This window comes from Verrucomicrobiales bacterium (genome assembly GCA_016793885.1).
Taxonomy (GTDB): Bacteria; Verrucomicrobiota; Verrucomicrobiia; order Limisphaerales; family UBA11320; genus UBA11320.
Genome location: JAEUHE010000200.1, coordinates 23,595 through 46,923, shown reverse-complemented (window position 1 = coordinate 46,923; position 23,329 = coordinate 23,595). Strand labels below are relative to the sequence as shown.

The window sequence follows — 23,329 nt, the reverse complement described above, 5'->3', positions numbered from 1 at the left end:
TCCTGCCGTGCCACATCGAGGAACTGGGGACGACCGCGCTCCGTTTCATCAAAAAGCACGGGCTGAACGACGAATTCATCGACAGCCATTATCAGATGGCCGATTATTATCGCGCCGCCGACTTGTTCGTCCTCTCCAGCTGTTACGAGCCGTTTGGAATGACAGCCATCGAAGCGATGGCGTCGGGCACTCCGACGGTGGTGACCGTCCACGGCGGATTGTATCGCGCGCTGACCTTTGGTCGGCACGCGCTCTTTACCGATCCGTTAGACAAAGAGGATCTGGGCATCACCATGATCAACGCGTTCCGGCACCCGCGGCTGCGCAACCGCATGGCCCGGATGGGCGCTCACAAGGCCCGCAGTCTTTTCACGTGGACGGGCATTGCGCAGCAACTCATCGCGACCGTGGAGCAGCGCCCCGGCGCAGCGCTCGTGCTCGCCTGCAATGAATGGGATGAACCCTGGAATGACGCCGATTAAACTCTTCTGTTCGGACCTCGACGGCACGCTGCTCGGCAATCCCGAGTCCACGCGCCGATTCAAGGATGCGTGGGATTCCCTGCCGAAAACCACGCGCCCACGTTTGTGCTACGCCACGGGGCGGCTGGTGCAGGATGTGATCGACTTGTTGGCGACGCGCGTTCTGCCGTGGCCGGATTACATCATCGGCGGTGTCGGCACGCAGATTTACGACGGCCAGCGCAAACGTTCGCTGAACGAGTTCAACCAGCGATTCCGGCAAGGATGGGATTTGCAGAAGATCGAGGTGATCGTCGGCAACTTCCCCGGCGTCTCACGCCAGCCGCCGCAATTCCTGCACCCTTACAAGTCGAGCTGGTATCTACATCAGGCGACACCTCAAGTCCTCGCCACGCTGGAAAAGCAACTGGCCGAAACCGGGCTGCACGTCACCGTGGTCTATTCCAGCGCGCGCGATCTGGACGTGCTGCCGATGGATACAAACAAGGGCGCGGCCCTGGCCTGGCTGTGCGAACGAATCGCGGTGGATCCCGCAACGGCGCTCGTCGCCGGCGACACGGGAAACGACGCCAGCATGTTCCTCCTGCCCGGCGTGAAGGGCATCATTGTTGAGAACGCCCAACCGGAGTTGATTGAGGCCGTCGTCAAAATTCAGACCTTTAATGCCACGCGGGTCATGGCGGAAGGGGTGCTCGAAGGTCTGCAACACTTCGGAGTCATTCCCGAAACGCCGCGAGCGCAGTCGTCCTCGCTGGCCGCCGGGGAAATGGACCCGACACTGCGCATGTTGTTCACCGACGCCGCGCTCGGCTCACTCACGTCGGAGGAGCGCGACCTCATCGCCACGGGTTATCGCCACGCGCTCCTCACCGTCCGGAAAAACATCACGCCGCTCGGATTCTCCGCCTGCTCGCTCGCGGACAACGAAGTTACCGGCACCGATGTGAACTATCGCAGCGTATGGGCGCGCGACGGCGCCATCACCATCGTCGGCACGATTGAACTGGATGATCCCGACATCCGCGGCGCGCAAAGGGACACCCTGCGCACCCTTTTCACCCATCTCGCCGCCAACGGGCAGATGCCGGCCAATGTCCGCATCGACGACGGCACGCCGGATTACAGCGGCGTGGGCGGCATCTGCTCCATCGACAGCGCGCTGTGGGCCATCGTTGCCTTTCACGCCTACGTGCGGAAGACCGGCGACCTCGGCTTTCTGGCTGAATACAGCGAGCGGCTCCGGCGCGTGATGAACTGGCTCGGCGCGCTCGACAGCAATAACGACGGCCTGCTCGAAATCCCCGAGGCCGGCGACTGGACCGATCTCTTCGGACGCAGCTATCACGTCCTCTATGACGAAGTCCTGTGGTATCGCGCCACGGTGGCCTACAGCCGGTTGCTCGAACTGGGGAGATGCTTCGATGAGGCGACTGATTATCTGCGACGCTCGCAGGCGCTGCGCTCAAAGATTCTCGAAGTCTTCTGGCCTTCGACCAAGTCTGTGACCAGCCCACACGCCTTTAGTTTCGCGCAATCACAATTCTCCGTCGGCGACGCCAGTTACTTGCTGGCCGAAATTACGCCCTTCGGCTTCAACTGGCGTTGCGACGTGCTAGGCAACGTGCAGGGCTTCATCTCCAACGTGCTTGATGTGGATCGCGCGCGCACCGCGTTCAAGTTCATGTGGGGCGTGGGCGTGAACGAACCATACCCGGTGGTGAACCTCTATCCGCCCGTGCAGTCCGGCGATCCAGACTGGCGTTCTTACTACACGGTGAATTTGTTGAACCTGCCCGGCCATTACCATAACGGCGGCATTTGGCCGTTCATCGGCGGCATGTGGGTGCGGTTCATTCACAGGCTTGGCCTCTACGAAGTGGCCTGCCGCGAGTTGCTCAAACTCGCGAAGCTCAACCAGCTTGGGAAAAGCCAGGAATGGGAATTCAATGAATGGATTCACAGCCGGACAGGCCGTCCGATGGGCAAGTGCTTCCAAGCCTGGTCCGCTTCTTCCTACATCCACGCCTGCCAGGAATTGCAGATCAACCCGGACCAGTTGCCGCGAGAGTAACGTCGGCACTGAAATGGTTTGCGTGTCACATCAGCGCAAGCCATCGCCCCGACTCCGTCCAGTTCCCGGTTGCCTCGGAGGCAACCCGCATCCAGCTCGGCAGTTTAGACTTCGGCTGGCTTGGGCGTCGCGGCCCGCGTGGGAAACCGTACCGAGCAGCCAGTCCAGCGCCTCCTGGCCGTCCTTTACGTGAACGATGGAATTGGCCAGGTGGCGCTTGTGCAGCGTGCGCAACGTCATCTCCGCGTCGCACGGGCTATCTTCGACCAGTAGAACTTCGACCTCAGTATGATTGCTCATTAGTTAGTTGTTTTCGTTTCGGCAGGGTGAAATAGAAAGTAGCTCCCTGATTCAGTTTTCCTTCGGCCCAGACCTTACCTCCGTGGCGATGGATGACGCGTTGGACCAGCGCCAGACCCACCCCCGTGCCCTCAAATTCCTCCTCGGTGTGCAGCCGGTGGAAGACACCGAAGAGCTTGTGGGCGTATTTCTCGTCGAAGCCGACAGTTGTCCTTGACGTAGCGGGGCGAATAGGGGTCACGGGGCGAATAGGGGTCAGATCTAATTAATTGACATTTGAAACGTTCTGCGAGGAGATAGCGAACATGGCCAGACCATTGCGGATTGAAGTGAGTGGAGGATTGTATCACCTGACCGCCCGAGGTAACGAACGGAAGCCTATCTATCGGGATACTCGAGACCGGGAACATTTTCTAGAACTGTTGTCCGAGCTTCCGAGTCGGTTTGGCACTCTGCTGCACGCGTGCGTACTCATGAACAATCACTACCATCTGGTGATCGAGACGCCTGAACCAAACCTGAGTCGAGTGGGACAATGGCTCAACGTCAGTTACGGGATGTGGTTCAACTGTCGACACGATCGATCCGGGCATCTGTTCCAAGGGCGGTTCAAGGCGGAGCTGATTGAAGACGACGCTGGCCTGATGGAGGTGGTGAGGTATGTACACTTGAACCCAGCTCGGGTTGGCCGGTTGGGTCTGTCTCAGCAGGATCGCGCCCGACAAAGGACCGCCGCCGCCATCGCCCGCGATGAACGGCTCGTTGAAGAACGGCTGAAGGTTCTTCGGGAGCATACCTGGAGCAGCTATCCGGCTTATCTGGGCAAGGTGAAACCGATGGACTGGCTTAACCTGGAACGCGTCATGAGTTGCTACAGCGGTAGATCCCTATCCCAGCAACGAGAAGCGTTACGAAAGTATACCGAGGATCCAGTGCGGGAAGGGATGGTGGAATCCCCGTGGGAACGGTTGATCGGCGGGGTGATATTGGGGAGCGAAGATTTTGCGGCACAACTGCGCAATCAGGTGAAGGGGAGTCGACGGGAGCAGAAGAGCTTGAAGGTTTACGATGAGCGAGTCACATGGGATCGGATCGTCAAAGCGGTGGAGTCGGTCAAAGGGGAGGATTGGGAGGCGTTTAGGGATCGATATGGAGACTGGGGACGCGATGCGGCATTGTACCTGGGGCGGCGGCAGGGACGGATGAAGTTGACCGAGTTGTCTGAAATGGCGGGTGGGATCGACTATGCGGCAGTGGCAGGAGCCATCAGTCGCTTGGGCAAAAGGCTGGCAAAGGGCGACCTACGAACCGAAATGATGAGGATTCTGTCCCAATTGTCGAAGAGTTAGGCCTGACTCCTGTTTTGATTCTGTCAGGAAAACAAGGGGAGACGCGGAATCCTTAGGAAAAGTGGTCGGGGCGGTGAGATTCGAACTCACGACCTCTTGTACCCGAAACAAGCGCGCTACCAGCCTACGCTACGCCCCGTACCGGCCATTATGAATGCCCGTATCTGGACTGAATTGCAATGGCGATTTTCAAGCTTCTACAAACATCGTTTACACCCCCACGAAGCCAGCCTATCATGTACACTCGTGAACGTGACGGCTGACAAAAAACCACGGGTGGTGCTCGGCATGAGCGGGGGGGTGGATTCTTCCGCCGCTGCCGCCCTGCTGATCGAGCAGGGCTATGACGTGGTCGGCATCACTCTCAAACTCTGGCCTCAGGACTGCGTGTCCCGCGCCGAGGACAAGTGCTGCGGACCCCAAGCCGTTACCGACGCCCGCTCGGTCGCCCACAGCCTCGGTATCCCGTATTATCTCATCGACGAAGCCCAAGAGTTTCAGGCTCAGGTGATTGGCTACTTCGCCGAGGAATATAAGGCCGGCCGCACCCCTAATCCGTGCGTGATGTGCAATGAGAAGCTGAAATTCGGCTCCCTCATCGGCCGGGCTCGTAAATTAGGGGCCGACCTCATCGCGACCGGACACTACGCGCGTGTGGAACGCGATCTCCAAAGTGGCCGGATGCTGCTCAAACGAGGGAGAGATCTGCGCAAGGATCAAAGCTATTTCCTCTTCAGCCTGCGCCAGGAACAGCTGTCCCATGTTCTCTTCCCCTTGGGCGACCTCACCAAGAGCGAGACCCGTGAGGTCGCACGTGACTGCCAGCTGAAAACCGCCGACAAGGAAGAAAGCATGGAGATCTGCTTTGTTCCCGATAACGATTACGGACGCTTTTTGCAGCAGGCCCAGCTCGTGTCCAAGCATCGGGGTGACATTGTCGACACGACCGGACGCAAGATCGGGGAACACGAGGGGATTGAGTTCTACACGATTGGCCAGCGCAAAGGACTGGGACTATCCTCCCCCACCCCGCTCTATGTCATCGAGTTGGATGCCGTCAACAACCGGGTCGTGGTAGGGAGCGAGACCCTTCTTGACCGAGCCGAACTGGTGGTCGAGCGTTGTAATTGGATCCCATTCGCGACTCCCCCGACCAGTCTCGAGGCCCTGGTCAAGATCCGCTACAATCACCCAGGCACTCCGGCCACCATCGTCCCGCTGCCCGGCGATCGAGCCTCCATTCGTTTGCACACCCCGCAACGGGCTATCACCCCCGGACAGGCCTGCGTGTTCTACCAGGACGACTTGGTCGTGGGGGGAGGCTGGATCACCCGGCAAGGAATGCCGAGCAGCCTCCCTGCTGGCGGCTCGTAAAAGCCGTTGTGTCCCAAGAAAAGGATGGGTAACCTCTTCGCCATGTCAGAAATTGTAGATTTTGTGAAGCACGGTGCGGCCGCCATTACGCCGCTGGTCGTCGAGAAAGTTCTCCGTCAGCTGCCGATCTGGAAAATCGAGTTCACGCAGATCAATGCGCCGCTGTTCCCGCATCTCGTGGATCAGCTTGAGTTCTTGGCCGACGTCGTAGAGGACTCAGCTGAAGGGGCCTATAAAGACCTGCCCTATGTCGCTTTCGCCGAAGCCGTGTTCGCTCTCACTTACTCCAACAAACAGGTCGGCATCATTCCTAATTTCACCCCGTTCATGAGCCGAGCCGACGATTCCAGCGTCGTCCGAGCCGTGCTCCTCCAAAATGAGAAGGCGTTCGCCGGGTATGCCCACAAGCACGGCGTCGACTGGAGCAAGGTGACCAACAACCCTTGAAGCGACCGACGCGGACCTCAACGAGAGTATCAGGTCCGGATGCTCTAGGTTCCGACGGTAGCCGCTGCGAACGAGCAGACAGCATCGCTCAACGGAGACACGGACGAAAGGGTCCCATTCAGATCCCATCAGCCTGCTTTTGCAGCGGGGCTGGCGTACAAAAAAAGCGGGCATCGCAAAATGCCCGCTTCAACCCAAACAACCAAACGTACCCCCTTTTCCTCTCCGAAAGTCTCGGTCTAGGCTTTCGCCGGCCTCTCGAGGCGTGCATTGCTGCCCCGATTCGCAGGAAGAAACCAGCTACTAATAATCAGGACGCGGGCACGCTCTGATTTGTTCAAAATTCTTTTTCGATTCCGCTTTCAGAAAAGGAGGTCATAGTAGGGGCCGGTCACATATCCATGCGCATCACGAATTTAAATCCAGACACCGAAATCGGAGCCAGTTCTTGGTTCCTGGACATCGAGGGGCATCGAATCCTTCTCGATGCAGGAATGCACCCGGGACGAGACGGTCGGGAGGGGCTGCCGCTGTACTCCCTGATCAAGGACGAACCGCTCGATGCGATCGCTCTTTCTCACTGCCATCATGACCATGTGGGATCACTGCCAGTCGCGCTGCGTCAGTTCCCCAAAGCTCATGTGCTGATGACCGAGCTCAGCTATTTTTTAATCGAGCGGGTGCTGCACAACTCTGTCAATGTCATGGCGCGTCAGCGGGATGAGCTGGGCATCAAGGAGTACCCGCTGTTCTCCCACGACGAGGTGGATGAGATAGCGTCGGTTTTTCAGGGCTTCCGCTACAACCGCGAGATCGAGTGGATCTCTCACCAAAAACGCCAGGCGGGATGTATCTCGCCCACCATCGAATTCTACGATGCCGGCCACGCGCTGGGCTCGGCCGGCATGATGGTGCGCGGCGGAAAGCAGACGCTCTTCTTCACGGGGGATGTGAACTTTAAGGATCAAACGATCCTGAAAGCGGCTCGTTTTGAGGATGTGAAGGCCGATGTCTTGATCATGGAGACCACTCGCGGCAACCGGGCAGTGCCCGAAGGATTCACCCGCGAAGCCGAAGTGGAACGTTTGTGCCAGGCTATCGAACACGCTCAAAAAGGCCGGGGATGCATTCTCATCCCCACTTTCGCGCTCGGACGAACCCAGGAAATCCTGGCGCTGCTCGGAGTGCTGATGAAATCAGGCCGGGTACGGCGACAACCGATCTACATCGGGGGCCTCGGCCGCGTGTTCACGGAGATCTATGATATCGAGGCGCATCGAACCCATCGCCAGCTCAGCCAGATGAAGCTGACTGAGGCGTTGAACTTGGTGGTCTTGGAGAAAGGCCAAGCGGAAAAGATGAAGCTCAGCGGCAGCCGGATCTTCGTGGTCACCGCCGGCATGATGACCGAACATACCGCCGCGCACGACTTGGCGCTGCGGATGATCGGAGACGAGCGACAATCCATCTTCTTCGTGGGCTACGCAGAACCCTCCACACCCGGAGGCCGACTGAAACAATCAAAGCCCGGCGAAACCTTCATCCTCAGCCCCAGCGGCGGCGAGGTCACTCACCGCTGCAATGTCCAGGAATTCGATTTAACGGCGCATGCCAACCGGGATGAATTGCTGGATTTCGTGGACCAAGTCTCACCCCGTGTCGTCGTGCTCGGGCATGGCAACACAGACTCGCGTGCTTGGTTCGCCGAACAGATCAACCGGAAGCACCCCAAGATCAAGGTCCTGCAGCCGAAACCAGGCGAATGCCTGGAAGTTTGATCCGCACAGGACCGTCGCGCGCTGGAGCTCCCCATGGCCGACATCGTCCTAGCCACTCTCAACGCGAAATACATTCACGCCTCGTTTGGCCTGCGTTACCTGCTGGCTAACCTGGGTGATTACCGCGACCGAGCCCAGCTGCAGGAGTTCGATATTAATCAACGCCCGTTGGAGATCGCCGAGTCATTGCTCCAAAACGGTCCGAAGATCATCGGGTTAGGTGTCTATATTTGGAACGTCACCCAGACGACCCAGCTGGTCTCCGTTCTCAAACGTCTCCAGCCCGAGGTGTTCATCGTCCTGGGAGGGCCCGAGGTGAGCTACGAAACGGAGGGCCAGCCGATCGTCGAACTTGCGGACTTCGTCATCACCGGCGAGGCCGACCTAGCCTTCAGAGAACTCTGTGGACGCCTTCTCGCGCTCGACCTACCCGCAACGAAGACCATCGTTCCCTCGCTTCCGCAGCTGGGGGATCTGCGGTTGCCCTACTCGGAATACACCCCCGAGGACTTAGCGCATCGCATCGTCTATCTTGAGGCCTCGCGTGGATGTCCGTTCACCTGCGAGTTCTGCCTCTCCTCGTTGGATATCCCGGTTCGACAAGTGCCGCTCGACCGCTTCCTTCAGGAACTCCAGCTCCTGATCGACCGGGGGCTGCGACAGTTCAAATTCGTGGATCGCACCTTCAATCTCAACCTGAATGTCAGCAAAGCCATTCTCCTCTTCCTGCTCGAACGGCATCAGCCCGGACGGTTCTACCACTTCGAAATGATTCCTGATCGACTCCCCTCCGCGCTGCGCGAGATCATCAGTCGCTTCCCTGCCGGGTCCATCCAGTTCGAAGTGGGGATCCAAACCTTTAACCCCGCCGTGTCGGATCGCATTAGCCGACGTCAAAACCTGGATGCGCTGACCGACAACTTCCGATTCCTGCGGGAGCAAACCGGCGTTCATATCCATGCCGACCTCATTGTTGGCCTTCCCGGGGAGGATCTCAGCAGTTTCGGTCAAGGGTTCGATCGCTTGGTGGCGCTGCGTCCCCAGGAGATTCAAGTCGGGATCCTGAAGCGACTGCGCGGCACGCCGATCGTGAGACATGATGTCGAATGGGGCATGATCTATGCCGAGCACCCGCCATACGAAGTACTCCAGACCGCTCACCTGAGCTTTGCCGACCTGCAACGCATGAGGCGCTTCGCGCGCTACTGGGATCTCGTGGGGAACAGCGGGAATTTTTTGGAGGCCGTGCAGCTTCTTTGGACACTCTCCCCCTCGCCGTTCGCGCAATTTCTGCGCACATCCGACTGGCTCTATTCGAGACTGCGCCGCACCGACCAAATCGCTTTGGTGCGACTTTACGAACTCCTCTTCGAATGGCTAACCCGAGAATTAAAGAGTCCTGAAGATCAAGTGGCGAAGGTCATTTGGGCGGACTTTTCTCGGGGGCGCCGGGTGGACGTCCCACGCTTCCTTAGCCCCTATCTACCTCACTCTGAGTCCATTAAATTCCGGGTGACAGCGAGCGATTCCGCTCCCAAGCGTCAATCGCGTCATTGGGCTAAGCCCGACGCGTCTCCGGCGGAACCAGCGGAGACGCCCCGTACCGATCTGGGACAATCAACGAGCTCGTGATGTCCCGCTTCGAGCGTGGTCCAAAGTGTAGGAAGTCATGATAAGCGATGTGTGCACGCCGACGGTTCCAACGACCTTCGCGTGAACGGACTTGAGTGGTCGACCAGCACGGACTAGATTGTAGGGAATATCCAACTGGAAGAACCTGAGGAGGGCTTGGCGTCGTCGTCCCTCCACTGGTTGCTTTTGGGCTGGTGGCTCAACACACATTGTTCCGAAGTAGGATCTGGATGAGGCAAAACGCAAGGCGTGGTCGACAAGGGAAGCTGCACTTTCCCAGAGGGCTGCTTTTGCCGACCCAAGCCTTGATGAGCCCCTTGTGTTTGACGCTCTGGGTTCTCGCCTTATGGTCAGCTGGCGCTGCGGGAGCGCAGCCAGCGAACGACCGGTTTTCGAGTGCGCAGACCATCTCTGGTCTAGGCGGCAGTGTGTCCGGATCCACGGTGTCAGCCACCAACCAAGTCAACGAACCTTCCCATGCTGGATACGATGCCAATCATTCTATCTGGTTTCGGTGGACGGCCCCCACTCCAGGCGTTCGAGTTTACTTCTCAACAGAGGACAGCGATTTCAACACGGTGCTCGCGATCTATAGCGGGAAGCTGCTCGATTCGCTAGTTCCCGTGGCCAGCAACGACGATGCCTCCGCGGGGGTGAGATACAGTCAAACTCAGTTCCAAGCGCGGGCCGGAGAAACGTATTGGATTGCCATCGACGGTGTTGCAGACGAGACCGGGAACACCCTGTTGCGGTGGATCACCAATCCTTTCAATGACTCGTTTTCCAACTTTAGAACCCTCTCCGAGCCGCAGGGAACGTTTCTCGGGAACTCCACAGGTGCTACGCTGGAAAACACCGAAGAACCCCCCGTGTCGGGCGACGTCACCAACACGGTCTGGTTCGCCTGGGCTCCCAACGACTCAGGCGAGGTCACCTTCGACACCATCGGGAGCGAGTTCAACACGATCCTGGCGATTTACAAAGGCAACGAATTGGATGAGTTGACTTTGGTCGCCAGCGATGATGATGGGGGCGGCGACGATGGAACGAGTCAGCTCACCTTCGAAGCCGCGGCGGGAGACCGGTATCGGGTGGTGATCGGCGGAAGAGAGGGTGCGAGCGGGGCTTATCGAATCCACTGGTCTCAGCAAGTGCCAGCCCCCCTCAACGATCCGTTCGGAGGCTCTGAGAGGTTGAGGGGATTCACCGGGCAGTCTCAGGGAGCGAATTTCGGAGGAACAGAAGAACCTGATGAGCCGGTTCACGGGGAGGAATCTACTCGTTCGTCCGTGTGGTATTCTTGGGAAGCAGATCGATCGGGACGTGTCTGCTTTTGGCTCCACGAAACCTCGGCAGCCCTGATACTGGCCATCTATGAGGGAGAGGAAATAACCGACCTGGCCCGTGTAGCGAGTGGGGAGACTGGTCCGGAAGGTCAGGCGCCTTCCGCCTGTTTTGATGTTGTCCAAGGTAGGCGCTACCAGATCGCAGTCGATGGCAAGCGAGGCACGACCAGTTCCTTCCGACTCCAATGGACCTTCGACGATCTCCGATCACCTCACAACCTGTTCGCCAACGCGAAGGAGATGTCCGGCTTCAACTGCACTTTTGTTACGGAAAACTATTATGCAGACCTCCAGCCCGGAGAACCCCTGCACGCAGGCGACTCGGGCGGAAAGTCAGTCTGGTTCAAGTGGAAGGCACCCGCTCGTTACCGGGTACTCGTAGAAACCGAAGGCAGCAATTTCGACACACTGCTCGGGGTCTACATCGGAAAGGATCCGGAGACGGGGTTGGTGCGCATCGCGTCGAATGACGATGTGGATGGGAAAACCACCAGCGAAGTCGTCTTCGAGGCCGAACTCGGAGAGACCTATTACTTTGCGGTCGATGGCTCGACGCTTCAGGACACGGAACCACCTGGATTTGGAATGGTGGTGTTGACCCTGACTCAGGCGACACCCCAACTGGTACTGGTCGCTCCCAACCACGGCAGAGTCGGAAGCCAATTTCGAATAGGAACCCTGAACTTTCCGAATGTGGTTTCGGTTTCGATCGGCCAAACTGCCTGCGAATTCAGCCTGGTCGGAGAGGAAATTCTCGCCACGGTACCTCCCGGCGCGACCACTGGACCTATTGTCCTCAGAAATGAAGAGGGAGCCCTGCGATTGACGGAGGAAGATTTTGTAGTTCTACCCGGCACCCAGCCCACACTGGCTATCCAGTCGGGCGGTGGCAATACCATCAAGCTGTCTTGGCCTTCGCAGTACTCGGACTTCCAGTTGGAGTGGAACAGCTCCATCGATGGTCAAGGCGCAGCGTGGGTGGTAGTGACATCTCCGCCTCTCAAGGTAGGTCAGGAATGGGTGGTCGTGCACCCCATCCACTCGCCAGCGCTAGGTCTATACTTCCGGCTGCGGCTGCCTTAGGGACCTTCTACTTGACGGGGAGCTTGAGTAACTCCTCAGCCGACCAAGGCAGCTCACGCTTGGCTTCGGCGGTCCTGATCTTCGTCACTTCCTCGGCGGTCACAGCGGACGCCTTATTGCCCCACTCAGCCCGGATATAGGTGACCACAGCGGCAATCTGATCGTCCTGCAGCACAGCACCCCAGGGAGGCATGGCATTATTGAACGCCTGGCCATTGACCGTAATAGGACCTTGGATGCCATGAAGGATCAGCCGAATGATACGATTGGGACCTTCGGTTAGGACCCAATCACTTCCGGCCAGCGGAGGAAAGCTTCCAGCCGTTCCCAAACCGTTGGCTTGATGACAGGCGGCACACACCGAATCGTAGACCTTCTTGCCCTTCTTGCGTTCCTCGATGACCGGATCCAGCGGCCACTCGGCTTGGATTTCCTCCAAACTCGCATGAGGCTGATAAACCACAGGATTGAACTCTCCACGATTCTCCATCAGGTGCATGTCCGAGACAAACACCAACAAGGTGAGAATGACGACCAGAGCCATCGGTATCGAAACCTGCTCGGCGCGGGGTTCAGCCCCCTCGGAAAGCAGGTTCACCTGACCCGAGGTCTTAGACGAGGGCTCTGCCGATTCAGGCGAGGAAGCAGCTGACTGTTTCTTCTTCTTGCTCATTTCACAGAGGATGCCGCGGCGGTCTTGGCAGGAGCATTGGTCTTAGTCGCGGGGAACGGTGCGCTGAACAAGGGTGCCTCCGAGTTCAAGCTTAACAAATAGGCAGCGAGAGCGATGGCCTCCGGTTTAGGAACGACCTCAAACCCAGGTTCGGTGTTGGCCGGCAGCGCCTGCGCAGACGGCTTCTCGTTGGGAGCGAGTTTGCGCTTCGAAAAAAGGTAGGGATACCGCGGCATCGTGGACCGGGGCACGGTGAGCTGCGGGTTGTAGAGATGCTGCAACTGAACAGTGGCGTTCGGCTGACGACGACCGGCATTGGCGAGGTCCGGTCCCAAGCGCAAACTGCCGAGCAGAGCAGGCTGATCGAGCAAGTAGTCCTGGGCAATGGTTCGGCGTTTGCCCCATCCACGCTCATAGTCGCTGCCCAACCCTTTCGGACGGACCTGCTGAGTGTGACATTCCACACAGCCGTTGGCGCGATAGACATCAGCCCCGCGTGTCGCCTCGCCGGTGCGCGTCACCGGATAATAGGACCCGGTGTCCTCGATTTTGGCCAGACCCGATTGCCCCAACTGCATCTGGGGCACAAAGATGACTCCCCAAAAAGAAGAGGCCACCGCCGCGAAAATACCTAGAAACAAGATCGGGATGCGGTTCATACCCCTGCCCTCACTTTCTTGGAAGATCCGATATCACCACAGCACCAGGCACACAAACCGGCCCGCTCTTCCGCGGTGGTTGCGATCAGGGTGCGAACCAAGTTTAGCGCCAGGACCAGCTGCCCCAGCAGCAACAGGAGGTAGCCAGCGCTGGCTGCACCCATGAAGGGGATCATCGCGCGGGCTGCATCCACAAACGCGCCGCTGCTTTGATTGAGCGCAGTCCCTGTGAATAACCCACCAAAAATATACCCAGCAGAGACGAAGAGGAGCCCCAGCAAGCTCAATCCTAGGTGAACACGAATCAAGCCTCGACTGGCCCACTCACCATCCAAAACCCGTTCGCTCACATAGTAGACTCCTGCCATCAGCACCAGAGTGAGGAACCCAAAAAAGAGCACATGAGTGACTCCCACCGCGTAGGTCGTAAAGGCCACGCTGGAGAGCAAGGATTTAGTGGCACCAAACACATCAAGGACCAAGCCCGCCATAAGAGCCCAAGCGGCACACACGAGGAAAGACCAGGAAGGCTCCGAAGTAGAAACCTTCTTACCGAGGTGCAGCGTCATGAACCAGTTGGCGGCAAAGCAGGCAACCACCATCAAGAGCATAAACTTGCAAGAAGCACCGGTTGCCAGCATCCAACGAGGAAACGGCCCCTGCGGAATCATGCTGAGCGCGGTCCACCCCCCGAACAGGATCAACATCCAGAACCCCAGAGCCGCCGCCTGCCCCGAGTAAACGGGCTTTCCACTCAACTTGGGTAGAAGATAATAGGCAACCGCCAATCCAAACGGAATCAGCACCAGATACTGCATCCCGCTGACAAACCAAGCCCCAACAACGGCCTGCATCGCGCCCCTCACCGGGCTGAGCACACCGAGATAATATCCCAGGCTCATCACCCACAGGAAGCACAGCAGAGCGGCGATCATAAACCAATGGCTGATGTAGAGTTCCTTCTCCTCCCGATACCGCAGAGTGGAGAACGCCGAAAGCGCGATCAGAAAAAAGCCGCCGCAAAGCAAGGAAGCAGCCTCGCGGGGCATCTCCATCCAAGTGAAACCGGTCGATTGTCCGCCCATGATCTGGAGCACCCCCAGGAGTAGGCCAGCATTCCAGATTACCCCCCCGAGCAGCGCCAACCCTCCCGCGACCAATCGAGTCCGCCCCAACCGAGCCAACATCCACAGGCTCAGGCCCAAAGAAGCTTGGATGGCAAACCCGTAAATAAAAGCGCTGAAGAAAGCCGGTCGGATACGCCCATAACTCACCCAACCGCAGCTCGATAAGAAGTCCGGGGCATGCATCTTAATCGACGATACCAGGCCCAAAACCAGACTGAGCACCAACCAGAAGGTGCCCTTGGTCAAGAGAAGCAGAACGGGCCAACGGCACGAACGATCGATGTCGTGATACGGCACCGGACTCGCGTCGCAAACTGATTGTTTATTGGAACCCATCTGGTGATTCCCTTATTCGAAGGTCGGAGGAGGAGGCACAAAGTTAGCCTTCTCGGCGCGCGCAATGAGGTTCGTCCGCGCGGCCTCCGGGTTTTTGTAGAGTGTCTCGGTCAGCGCCATGGCATGTTGCACCTTGAGCCGATAGAGGCCTTTGCCGGCATCCAGAGTACCAAAGCTATGGAGCTCCTGGAGCTCAGCAGCCCGAACCTCAGCCAGGGCCTTGTGACGTTCGGCCACTCGAGCTTGGTTGACGGGAGGCGGCGCGGTAACGGTCACCATCTGGTGAACCAGGAGGGCGTAGATGCCGTAAGCACCGACGATTCCCACCACATAAAATCCCAACGTTTTTAGCTTCTCCATGCGCATGGTCGTCTTACTTGGTTGCTTTGGCGGCGCTGCCGTCGGTTGCGACGCTATCGTAGAAGTGGATGCCGAGAGCCTCACCCAGCCGAGGGTCCTTCACCGGATAAGCCGCATTCTTGGCATAGCCCTTCAGCCAGATCGTGGAGAGCGCCCCAGCCAGGAACAGCCAGCAGCCGATGTCGCCCAGCGTCAATTGGAATCCCCCCGGACGGTGGATGGGCATGACATTGTAGCTCATATCGCAGAAATGCATGAGCCACGCCCAGACACAGATCGGAATCATCACAGGCAAGGTTACCTTCGCATCGATGCGGAGGAGGCCCAGGAACGGGATCACAAAGTGTCCAAACACGATCAACATGCCGATCCCCCACCACGAACCAACCTCACGCTTCACATAATAGAACGTCTCCTCAGGCATGCCGCCGTTCCAAATAATGAAATACTGTGAGAAGTGAATGTAGGCGTAGAAAACGGTGAAGGCGAAAAACAGCTTCCCGATATCGTGGAACTGGTTTCTTCCCACCACATGAGCCAATGGACCGGAGCGCTTCAGCACCAAGGTGAGCAAATAGACGGTCGCCAAAGTGGTCCACACGCTGCCTGCAAAGTAGTAAACACCATACATCGTCGAAAACCACTGATGCTCCAATCCCTTCATCCAGAGGATCGCTCCCATGGTGAGCGTGAAGCCGAAGGCCACGACACCCCAGGCTGCGTAGAAGCGAAGTTTGCGGGTATGAGAGGCGGCACCATCCGCATCCTGCGCCACCGAGTTCCGCCGAAGCTGAAAGCTGAGGAAGGTCCACAGCAGGAAAAGCCCGATCGAAATGCCATACCAACCGCCCGGAGTAAACAGCGGGTCCTTGGCGAGCAAGGCCGGATCCGAAGACGGGGGATGAATCTGCATCCAAGGATAGATCGTCGGGGCTAGGACCAGAATCGGGATGAATAGAACACCCAGATAGGGGGCCAAACAAGCGAGGTTCTCATTCACACGACGCACGGGAACGGACCAGCTGGCATCAAACAAGTGGTGGACGATCGTCAGAAACAAGCCTCCGAGGCAGAGACTCAGGAAAAACATGAAGGACTGCAGATAGGAGAATCCGAGTTGCTTGCCAAAAGAGGCATCCCCTTTCGCGCTCAGGAAACTTCCGAGCAGAGCCAAGATCGCACCGACAACCGCCAAGGGCACGGTCTTCTTGGTCCACTTGGCAGCAAAGCCGGCCGGGTCAAGCGAGGGAGCTGAAGCGTGTGCTGGAGCAGAATGTGAGTCCATACGGTTACTTGATCGAAGCGCGTTCGGCAGACGGAATATCATCCAGGGTCCCCAACTTAGAAAGTTGGAGCGCCCGCACATAGGCCACCACGGCCCATCGATCCCGGATATCCAGAACCGAACCATAGGCCCCCATCAGGTTCTTGCCATTCGTGATGGTGTCGAACAGCTGACCGTCAGTGGCAGTGATCAGCTTGCGAGTCTTGTGGTCGTGGAGGTCCGCGATCACACCCATACCCAACTTAGTGGTGATGCCTTTGCCATCCCCGGCAGCACCGTGGCAGGGCGCACAATAGATCACGTAGCGCTCCTGACCCCGGGCCATCAGCTCCGCGTTCACCGGAATCGGGATCGTCGCCACGAAGTTGGTGGTGCCCGGGATCCGCCCCGTGCTTTCCGCCGTCTCTTCGTAATGAGAGCCGCGGGCTACCGTTCCTTGAGGGGCGATCTGCGAACTGAGCCCATCCTTAAAAAAGCCATTCCCAGCCTGCGGACGAAGCTTAGGCTGCCGATCCATGTCCGGAATCAGCTCGATCGGTGTCCGACGTGTCTTGCTGCCCTGACAGCCGCCAATGCCAAGCACGACCGCAAAGCACACAACAAAAACCAGAACGATGTAGCGCATTAGTCCCTCACTTCCTCGATTTGCTTGATCCCGGTCGACTCAAGCAGCTTGCGTGTTTCGGTGTCGGAATACTTGGGATCAGCGGTCTCCACAAACAGGAAAAACGCGTCATGCGTCGCCTTCGAAAACCTCTCCTTCTTGAACAGCGGATTGTAATGCCGGGGCAGCTTGTTCAGGATGAACATGCCTCCCAAGGATCCAAACGCCCCCAAGAGAATCGTGCATTCGTATGCCACCGGGAATGAGAAGATGGGACTAAACAGGGGCTTGCCGCCAACGCCGATCGGATAGTCGTAAGCGTTCATCCACCAGATCATGATCATTCCCAACGTGTAGCCGCTCAACCCTCCGATGAAGGTAAACCAGCCCACCTTGGAGTTCCCCAAACCCATGGCGTCGTCCATCCCGTGAACCGGGTAGGGCGAGAAGACATCCCAGCGACGATAACCCGCGTCGCGAAACTTCTCGGCTGCATGCATCAGCGCTGCAGGAGAATCGTACTCGGCCAACAAGCCGAGCTTCACCGTATAATCGATATTCGAATCAGCCATGGGTTCAAATATGGTTTAGTGTCCCTTTGCCCCACCCAACGGATGGTGAGGATCAGCCTGCGGAGTCACGCCTTTCACTTCAGAAATCGCAATCACCGGCAGGAACCGCATGAAGAGTAGGAATAGCGACATGAACAACCCGAAGGACCCGACAAACGTCCAGATGTCCACCCAGGTTGGGCTGAAGTAAGCCCAGCTGGAAGGCAGGTAGTCCCGATGCAGCGACGTGACGATGATCACGAACCGCTCGAACCACATTCCGATGTTCACGAAGATGGAGACGACGAAAACAAACCAGATCTTGGTTCGGCACCACTTGGACCAGAACAACTGTGGGGAGATCACATTGCAGGAGATCATGCTCCAGTAAGCCCACCAATAGGGAGCGGGCTTAACCCCGAACATCGGCCCAAAGATGTATGGGTCGGCCGCCCGGTTGTTGATGAACACGAAGCGCTCGTATGGATTCCCGCTATACCAGGCGATGAAGAACTCCATCCCGTAGGCGTAACCGACGATCGAGCCCGTCGCCAAGATGACTTTGCACATCAGCTCGATGTGGCGAACCGTGATAACGTCTTCCAACTTGCAGATCGTCCGCAACGGGATCAGCAAGGTCAGCACCATGCCGAAACCGGAGAAAACAGCGCCGGCCACGAAGTAAGGCGGGAAGATCGTCGTGTGCCATCCGGGCAACTGCGACACCGCGAAGTCAAAGGAGACGATCGAGTGCACGGAGAGCACCAGCGGCGTGGACAGACCAGCCAGCAGCAGATAGGCCTTCTCGTAATTGCGCCAGTGGCGGTTCGAACCGCACCATCCCATCGCAAACAGACCGTACCAAAACTTGCGAAGGCGGCTCTTCGCCCGGTCGCGCATGGTGCCCAAGTCGGGGATCAGCCCCATGTACCAGAAGAGTAGCGAAACCGTGAAGTAGGTCGATACGGCGAACACGTCCCAGAGCAAGGGGGAGCGGAACTGGGGCCAAATGGAGTTCGCATTAGGTAGAGGCAACAACCACCAACCCAGCCAGATACGCCCGATGTGAATGAGCGGGTAAATACCGGCGCACATCACCGCGAAGATGGTCATGGCTTCGGCCGCACGATTGATCGAAGTTCGCCATTTCTGACGCAGCAAGAATAGAATGGCCGAGATCAGCGTGCCCGCGTGGCCAATGCCGATCCAGAAGACGAAGTTCGTGATGTCCCACGCCCACGCCACCGGAACCTGCAGTCCCCAGACACCAACGCCCGTAAACATCAGGTAGCCAATGAGCGAGAACATGAACGTCGCGAGCAGGACGCTCGGGATGAACAAGGCCCACCACCATTTGGGGGTTTTACCCTCACCAATGCCGGCAACAGCATCCGAGATCCAGCCGAGACTCCGCTGGTTGAGCACCAATGGCTCCCGCTCCAGCTCCTTCGGGGTGCGTGGCACCGCCGAGGCCGGCAAGGTTGTCGCATCGTGACCCATTAGTGCGCTCCTTTCTTCTCGCCCTGGGCGGAAGCAGGCTGGCCATGACCGCCAGCTGGCTGGTGTCCGTGTCCTCCCTCGGCGTGGTCCGCAAACGGATCCGAGTGCGAGGTCTCAGTGTACTCCTTCAGGGTCAAAGGCTGCTTGATTCGATCGTAATCAGGCATGGCAGGATTCGGATTGCGAACCTTGGCGAGATACGTGGTTCGAGGACGGGTGTCCAAGAAGCCCAGCACGCTGTAATCTCGTTCGTGTTTTTTCAGTTTCGAGACCCGGCTGTTCGGGTCGAGCAGATTGCCGAAAACGATGGCGTCGGCAGGACAAGCCTGCTGGCAGGCGGTCTGGAAGGTCCCTTCCGGAACTTGCACGTCGCCAGAAGCGCGCGCCTTGACCTTCTGGGAGATCTTCGCCTCCTCGATGCGCTGCACACAATAGGTGCACTTCTCCATAACTCCGCGCATCCGAACCGATACGTTCGGGTTCTTGGCAAGCTTCAACAGCTCCCACTCCTGCTCTGGCCGATAACCCTTCTCCGGGCTCTTCAACCAGCGCAACACATCCCACTCGCCGTCGGTGGAATCCAGGGCCGGTGTCTTGTAGAACGGGCCTTTGAGCTGCTCAAGCGGACGCTTGTTGTAATCGAAAAAGTTGAAGCGTCGGACCTTATACGGACAGTTGTTGGAGCAATAACGCGTGCCGACGCAACGGTTGTAGGCCATGACATTGAGGCCCTCCTCGTCATGAACTGTCGCATTCACCGGGCAAACGCTCTCACACGGGGCGTTCTCGCAATGCAGGCAGAACATTGGTTGCGTGACCGCCTGAGGCTCATCGATCATCTCGGGAGCAGACTGCTCCATCGCGCCGCTGTAATAGCGGTCGATGCGAATCCAATGCATCTCGCGGTTGCGAGTAACCTGATCCTTACCCACGATGGGGATATTGTTCTCGCTCTGGCACGCAACCACACAAGTTGCGCATCCGACGCAGGAGCTCAGGTCTACCGACATCCCCCACTGATGCACATCGCTGTGAAGCATCGGCCCGGGAGGCTTGGCCCCACCCGGGCCTTTTTTATCGTCATACTCAGCGTAAGCATTCTTGTAGAGACGCTTAGCCAAGCGGCCGTCGGTTCCCTCTTCCTTCTCGATGTGCGCCGAGTGATGCGGAGAATCGAGGTCGAAGTTCCGGGCGAACGTCGGATGCTTGATGGCATCCTCCAGATTCGCTTCGCGGATGATCGGACGCCCCTCCATCGATCCGTGCTCCTGGGTGATCGCCAGCACGAAGGTCGAACCCAAAGCGGTTATCTTAGCACCGGAGGCGGCATGGGGAGCGGCACTCGGACGGATGGCGTAGGCGTTGAAACCAACCGAATTGCCCTTGCCGTTACCACCCACGCGACCGCTTTTCTCACGCCCATAACCCAAGGCCAAAGCCACGGTGTTGTCGGCCAGGCCGGGCTGGACGAGTATCGGACCGGTGACCTTGCGGCCTCCGAGCGCAATTTCCACAACATCCCGATTGGCCACCTTCAACGCCGTCGCAGTCTTGCGGCTGATCAGAATTGCGTTGTCCCAAGTGAGCTTGGTGATGGGATCAGGCAGCTCCTGCAGCCACCCGTTGTTGTTGTAACGACCGTCATCCAGACTGTAGTCGCGATAGAAAACCACCTCGAGGCTCTGTTCGCTCGGAGCGGGTGAAAGCGTGAGGGAACTTACCAACCCGGCAGCCGCCGTAAAATTCACCGCGAGCGATGAAGAACTGGCCGCGCTGCCCGCCAAGAAACCGTCGTGCAGCAACTTCTTCCAGGCACCATCCAGATTGGAAGCACCGGAGACCGTTCGGAAGGTCTCGCGCACGATGTCATGCGGACGGACAACCGAGGAACCAGCCAGGCGAGCCAGCACTTCGATTTCGGTCAGCCCACCGAACATGGGTTCGATCAGCGGCTGCACCGGCACATAAGTTCCATCCGAGGTCCGGGCGTCGCCCCAAGACTCGAGATAGTGAGCCGCCGGCAAATGCCAGTCTGCACCGGCGAAAGATTCGTCCTCGTAATAGCCCAGGCGCACCACATTCTTGGCCTTGCGCTGAGTCGTGCTCCACTCCAGATCGGCCGGCGCGGTATACGCCGGATTCACTCCCAAGACGACCAGAGTGTCGACCGATCCCGCGTTTAAGGACTGAGCCAATTCGGTCAGCGATCCAGCGGGCGCAGCAGGCACGGGCTTAAATTCAACGGCCGAACCGACGCTGCCCAAGGCGGAGTTGATGGCCTGAGCGATGACATGAACGGCCAGCGGTTGACGATGTCCAGCAACCACGACCGTCTTGCCCTTGTTCTCGGCCTTGGCCAGGTCTTTCGCGCATTCCTGAACCCACTTGGGATTAACCCCTGCAGGCAAGGCGATCTTGGCCAAGGCGTCGGCGAGCGGCTGAGCTGCCGAGTTGCCTGAAGCCTTAAGCACTTCGGCGCCCAGGGCTGCGGCGACGGCAACCACCTGGCTGGTAGCAACCCGAAGGCGGTGATCGGCGTTGACGCCCGTCAAGGTCATCAGACCTTCCACTGCGTACAGCCGATTCATCGAGGACTCTTTGGTCTCGAGCTTGCGCCCCTTCGAAAATCCACGAATGAGACGATACTGATCCTCTTCGGATCCCAGAATGTCAGCATCGAGAGTCACCACCACATTGGCCTTGTCGAGGCGGTAATAGGGAGCAACCGATTGACCGAATGTCTGGGAGGCAGCACGCCGTGCCGTGTCTACATCCAAGGGATCATGCGCGTAGAAACGGGCTTGAGGCAGCGCTTTCTGAAGGTCCTGCAGCACGCGATCCCGCGACGGGGAAGCGCTCGGTTCCATCAGGATTGCCAAGCCGGCTCCGCCATTGGCACGAAACTTCCGGCTCACCAATCCGAGAAAATCCAGCCCCTCTTCGCGAGTAGCAGTGTTTCCACCCTTCGCGAAGCGCTGGGCGCGGTCCGGATCATATAGGTTGAGAATCGAGGCCTGGGTGAAGAGATCGGTAGATCCGTTGTGTTCAGGATGCTCAGGATTGCCCTCGACCTTCGTGGGGCGACCTTCGTGAGACTTAACGACCAACGGAACCGCCCCAGTGCGGGTCGGACGCGCAGTCGCATAATACTGCGCAACACCGTGAACGTAACCTTCAGGCAGCTTGGAAAACGGCAGGATTTTCTCCTCGGGACGCCGACAACCGGTCAAACCCAGGCCTCCCAATAGGAAGGAAGCACCCATGATCTTGACGAAATGACGCCGGCCAACCGGATCCGTAAACTCGCTGGCACCAGCAGGGAACTCGCGCTCCACCCACTGACGAAACTCCGGAGTCTCCGCGAGTTGATCAAGGCTGCGCCAATACTTCAGGCCGGTCTCCGGCTCAGGACAGGGAGGCGGGATCGTTTTCATCGATGACAGGCAGAGCAGTTTTGAGAAGCGTTCACTTTCCAATCATGCGCAAACTGTTCTCCCTGAGATTTTTGAGTATCAGGAGTCTGCGCTTTCCAGGTTAAATCCGTAATCTTGTCCAGCGGCCGGAGGTTCGGGCCCGGGTTGCGATGGCAATCGAGACAGAAGGTCATGCTAAGCGGCTTGGCATGATAGACTTCGTCCATTTTATTGATCTCACCATGGCAGTGGAGACAGCTCACACCACGGTTCACGTGGACTGAGTGATTGAAGTAAACATAGTCAGGCACCTTGTGAACCTGAACCCAGGGAATAGGAGTGCCAGTCTGGGCGCTATCCCGAACAATGGCCAACCGGGGATCTTCCTTCAGAATCTGGTTGTGACAGTTCATGCAGGTCGAGGAAGAGGGGATGTTGGAATACCAACTCTTCTCAACTTGGGAATGGCAGTAACGGCAATCCAAGCCCACTTGATCCACATGAACACTGTGCGGGAAAGGAACCGGCTGAACGGGCTGGTAACCCACGCGCGTGTACTTCGGCGTAAAGTAATACCAGATGCCGGTTACCGCTCCACCACCGAATAGCAGCACGAAAAGAATCGCCATCGCAGGCAATCGGTTCGTCCACTTAGGAAAAATATCGGACATGTCAGCAAGTCGTCTTCAGACGGCCATTGGTTGTTTGGTTAAGGGGTAAAACAAGTGCCCGGATGGGCGAACGACCGGCCCAAAGAATAGAAATCACTCCGTCCCGTCAATGCTATTCTAAGAACCGCAGACCCTTCGCACCCACTCTTCGCAGCAAAATCACAGGCAGTTTGCTAAACCCAGGCAGGTGTTTAGCCGAGGCGTCCCCTGCGTCGCAAGAAAGTTTGTGAAATTTTTCACGAATTAGGTCCGATTAATGATCCCGATAAGAATGAATATGATTGTGGA

Annotated in this window: 20 protein-coding genes and 1 tRNA gene; 8 read left to right on the top strand and 13 right to left on the bottom strand. The window is 57.9% G+C overall.

Annotated elements, in window-relative coordinates:
- Positions 1–95 precede the first annotated feature (95 nt).
- Positions 96–482 carry a glycosyltransferase gene (locus JNN07_23105; GenBank protein MBL9170639.1) on the top strand — a complete coding sequence of 129 codons (387 nt, stop codon included), beginning with the start codon at positions 96–98 and terminating at the stop codon, positions 480–482.
- Entirely contained in the window at positions 448–2,553 is a 2,106-nt protein-coding gene (locus JNN07_23100) for an HAD-IIB family hydrolase (GenBank protein MBL9170638.1), read from the top strand. Before JNN07_23105 ends, JNN07_23100 begins: the two co-directional genes overlap by 35 nt.
- A gap of 30 nt (positions 2,554–2,583) precedes the next feature.
- Here JNN07_23100 and JNN07_23095 read toward each other — a convergent pair whose 3' ends face one another.
- Both JNN07_23095 and JNN07_23090 read right to left on the bottom strand, forming a co-directional pair.
- Positions 2,584–2,853, bottom strand: coding sequence for a hypothetical protein (locus tag JNN07_23095; protein ID MBL9170637.1), 270 nt, complete (start codon positions 2,851–2,853; stop codon positions 2,584–2,586).
- Positions 2,837–3,094 (bottom strand): hypothetical protein, encoded by a 258-nt coding sequence (locus JNN07_23090; GenBank protein MBL9170636.1) that lies wholly within the window; start codon positions 3,092–3,094, stop codon positions 2,837–2,839. The genes JNN07_23095 and JNN07_23090 overlap by 17 nt, the downstream gene beginning before the upstream one ends.
- A 64-nt stretch (positions 3,095–3,158) precedes the next feature.
- Here JNN07_23090 and JNN07_23085 point away from each other — a divergent pair, with 64 nt between their 5' ends.
- On the top strand, positions 3,159–4,202 hold the full coding sequence (locus tag JNN07_23085; protein MBL9170635.1) for a transposase: 1,044 nt from the start codon (positions 3,159–3,161) through the stop codon (positions 4,200–4,202).
- 62 nt (positions 4,203–4,264) lie between these two features.
- Here JNN07_23085 and JNN07_23080 read toward each other — a convergent pair.
- Positions 4,265–4,341, bottom strand: a tRNA-Pro gene (locus JNN07_23080).
- A gap of 149 nt (positions 4,342–4,490) precedes the next feature.
- Here JNN07_23080 and mnmA point away from each other — a divergent pair.
- From mnmA to JNN07_23055, 5 genes are all read left to right on the top strand, one after another.
- The gene (mnmA, locus tag JNN07_23075) at positions 4,491–5,576 is read left to right on the top strand and encodes a tRNA 2-thiouridine(34) synthase MnmA (GenBank protein MBL9170634.1); all 1,086 of its coding nucleotides are present in this window, start codon (positions 4,491–4,493) and stop codon (positions 5,574–5,576) included.
- A 42-nt stretch (positions 5,577–5,618) separates the two neighbouring features.
- Entirely contained in the window at positions 5,619–6,023 is a 405-nt protein-coding gene (locus JNN07_23070; protein ID MBL9170633.1) for a hypothetical protein, read from the top strand.
- A 401-nt stretch (positions 6,024–6,424) separates the two neighbouring features.
- Complete coding sequence (locus tag JNN07_23065; protein MBL9170632.1) at positions 6,425–7,801, top strand: MBL fold metallo-hydrolase; 1,377 nt, start codon at positions 6,425–6,427, stop codon at positions 7,799–7,801.
- Positions 7,802–7,834: 33 nt separating this feature from the next.
- Positions 7,835–9,433: a DUF4080 domain-containing protein gene (locus JNN07_23060; GenBank protein ID MBL9170631.1), complete on the top strand. Its 1,599-nt coding sequence runs from the start codon at positions 7,835–7,837 to the stop codon at positions 9,431–9,433.
- A gap of 308 nt (positions 9,434–9,741) precedes the next feature.
- A complete protein-coding gene (locus JNN07_23055) occupies positions 9,742–11,862 on the top strand; it encodes a hypothetical protein (GenBank protein MBL9170630.1) in 2,121 nt (706 codons plus the stop codon).
- A gap of 7 nt (positions 11,863–11,869) precedes the next feature.
- On the opposite strand, the gene JNN07_23050 is transcribed toward JNN07_23055, so the two are convergent.
- From JNN07_23050 to JNN07_23005, 10 genes are read right to left on the bottom strand one after another with little or no spacing between them, the layout of a single operon-like run.
- Complete coding sequence (locus JNN07_23050; GenBank protein MBL9170629.1) at positions 11,870–12,535, bottom strand: cytochrome c; 666 nt, start codon at positions 12,533–12,535, stop codon at positions 11,870–11,872.
- Positions 12,532–13,194 (bottom strand): cbb3-type cytochrome c oxidase subunit II, encoded by a 663-nt coding sequence (locus JNN07_23045; GenBank protein MBL9170628.1) that lies wholly within the window; start codon positions 13,192–13,194, stop codon positions 12,532–12,534. The genes JNN07_23050 and JNN07_23045 overlap by 4 nt, the downstream gene beginning before the upstream one ends.
- Complete coding sequence (locus tag JNN07_23040) at positions 13,191–14,657, bottom strand: cbb3-type cytochrome c oxidase subunit I (protein ID MBL9170627.1); 1,467 nt, start codon at positions 14,655–14,657, stop codon at positions 13,191–13,193. Before JNN07_23040 ends, JNN07_23045 begins: the two co-directional genes overlap by 4 nt.
- Positions 14,658–14,669: 12 nt before the next feature.
- Positions 14,670–15,017, bottom strand: coding sequence for a hypothetical protein (locus JNN07_23035; GenBank protein MBL9170626.1), 348 nt, complete (start codon positions 15,015–15,017; stop codon positions 14,670–14,672).
- 13 nt (positions 15,018–15,030) lie between these two features.
- Positions 15,031–16,302, bottom strand: a complete 1,272-nt coding sequence (locus JNN07_23030; GenBank protein ID MBL9170625.1) for a hypothetical protein — start codon at positions 16,300–16,302, stop codon at positions 15,031–15,033.
- A 4-nt stretch (positions 16,303–16,306) separates the two neighbouring features.
- Complete coding sequence (locus JNN07_23025) at positions 16,307–16,927, bottom strand: cytochrome c (GenBank protein ID MBL9170624.1); 621 nt, start codon at positions 16,925–16,927, stop codon at positions 16,307–16,309.
- The gene (locus JNN07_23020) at positions 16,927–17,478 is read right to left on the bottom strand and encodes a DUF3341 domain-containing protein (protein MBL9170623.1); all 552 of its coding nucleotides are present in this window, start codon (positions 17,476–17,478) and stop codon (positions 16,927–16,929) included. The genes JNN07_23025 and JNN07_23020 overlap by 1 nt, the downstream gene beginning before the upstream one ends.
- Positions 17,479–17,493: 15 nt before the next feature.
- The gene (gene nrfD / locus JNN07_23015; GenBank protein ID MBL9170622.1) at positions 17,494–18,957 is read right to left on the bottom strand and encodes a polysulfide reductase NrfD; all 1,464 of its coding nucleotides are present in this window, start codon (positions 18,955–18,957) and stop codon (positions 17,494–17,496) included.
- Positions 18,957–22,391: a TAT-variant-translocated molybdopterin oxidoreductase gene (locus JNN07_23010; protein ID MBL9170621.1), complete on the bottom strand. Its 3,435-nt coding sequence runs from the start codon at positions 22,389–22,391 to the stop codon at positions 18,957–18,959. Before JNN07_23010 ends, nrfD begins: the two co-directional genes overlap by 1 nt.
- Positions 22,388–23,041, bottom strand: a complete 654-nt coding sequence (locus JNN07_23005) for a cytochrome c3 family protein (GenBank protein MBL9170620.1) — start codon at positions 23,039–23,041, stop codon at positions 22,388–22,390. Before JNN07_23005 ends, JNN07_23010 begins: the two co-directional genes overlap by 4 nt.
- Positions 23,042–23,329 lie beyond the last annotated feature (288 nt).

Bases quoted from the DNA above. Each gene is read 5' to 3' on its own strand.
- JNN07_23105 (MBL9170639.1), top strand. From the start codon at position 96: ATGGCCGATTATTATCGCGCCGCCGACTTGTTCGTCCTCTCCAGCTGT.
- JNN07_23100 (MBL9170638.1), top strand. From the start codon at position 448: ATGAATGGGATGAACCCTGGAATGACGCCGATTAAACTCTTCTGTTCG.
- JNN07_23095 (MBL9170637.1), bottom strand. From the start codon at position 2,853: ATGAGCAATCATACTGAGGTCGAAGTTCTACTGGTCGAAGATAGCCCG.
- JNN07_23085 (MBL9170635.1), top strand. From the start codon at position 3,159: ATGGCCAGACCATTGCGGATTGAAGTGAGTGGAGGATTGTATCACCTG.
- mnmA (MBL9170634.1), top strand. From the start codon at position 4,491: ATGAGCGGGGGGGTGGATTCTTCCGCCGCTGCCGCCCTGCTGATCGAG.
- JNN07_23070 (MBL9170633.1), top strand. From the start codon at position 5,619: ATGTCAGAAATTGTAGATTTTGTGAAGCACGGTGCGGCCGCCATTACG.
- JNN07_23065 (MBL9170632.1), top strand. From the start codon at position 6,425: ATGCGCATCACGAATTTAAATCCAGACACCGAAATCGGAGCCAGTTCT.
- JNN07_23060 (MBL9170631.1), top strand. From the start codon at position 7,835: ATGGCCGACATCGTCCTAGCCACTCTCAACGCGAAATACATTCACGCC.
- JNN07_23055 (MBL9170630.1), top strand. From the start codon at position 9,742: ATGAGCCCCTTGTGTTTGACGCTCTGGGTTCTCGCCTTATGGTCAGCT.
- JNN07_23050 (MBL9170629.1), bottom strand. From the start codon at position 12,535: ATGAGCAAGAAGAAGAAACAGTCAGCTGCTTCCTCGCCTGAATCGGCA.
- JNN07_23045 (MBL9170628.1), bottom strand. From the start codon at position 13,194: ATGAACCGCATCCCGATCTTGTTTCTAGGTATTTTCGCGGCGGTGGCC.
- JNN07_23040 (MBL9170627.1), bottom strand. From the start codon at position 14,657: ATGGGTTCCAATAAACAATCAGTTTGCGACGCGAGTCCGGTGCCGTAT.
- JNN07_23035 (MBL9170626.1), bottom strand. From the start codon at position 15,017: ATGGAGAAGCTAAAAACGTTGGGATTTTATGTGGTGGGAATCGTCGGT.
- JNN07_23030 (MBL9170625.1), bottom strand. From the start codon at position 16,302: ATGGACTCACATTCTGCTCCAGCACACGCTTCAGCTCCCTCGCTTGAC.
- JNN07_23025 (MBL9170624.1), bottom strand. From the start codon at position 16,927: ATGCGCTACATCGTTCTGGTTTTTGTTGTGTGCTTTGCGGTCGTGCTT.
- JNN07_23020 (MBL9170623.1), bottom strand. From the start codon at position 17,478: ATGGCTGATTCGAATATCGATTATACGGTGAAGCTCGGCTTGTTGGCC.
- nrfD (MBL9170622.1), bottom strand. From the start codon at position 18,957: ATGGGTCACGATGCGACAACCTTGCCGGCCTCGGCGGTGCCACGCACC.
- JNN07_23010 (MBL9170621.1), bottom strand. From the start codon at position 22,391: ATGAAAACGATCCCGCCTCCCTGTCCTGAGCCGGAGACCGGCCTGAAG.
- JNN07_23005 (MBL9170620.1), bottom strand. From the start codon at position 23,041: ATGTCCGATATTTTTCCTAAGTGGACGAACCGATTGCCTGCGATGGCG.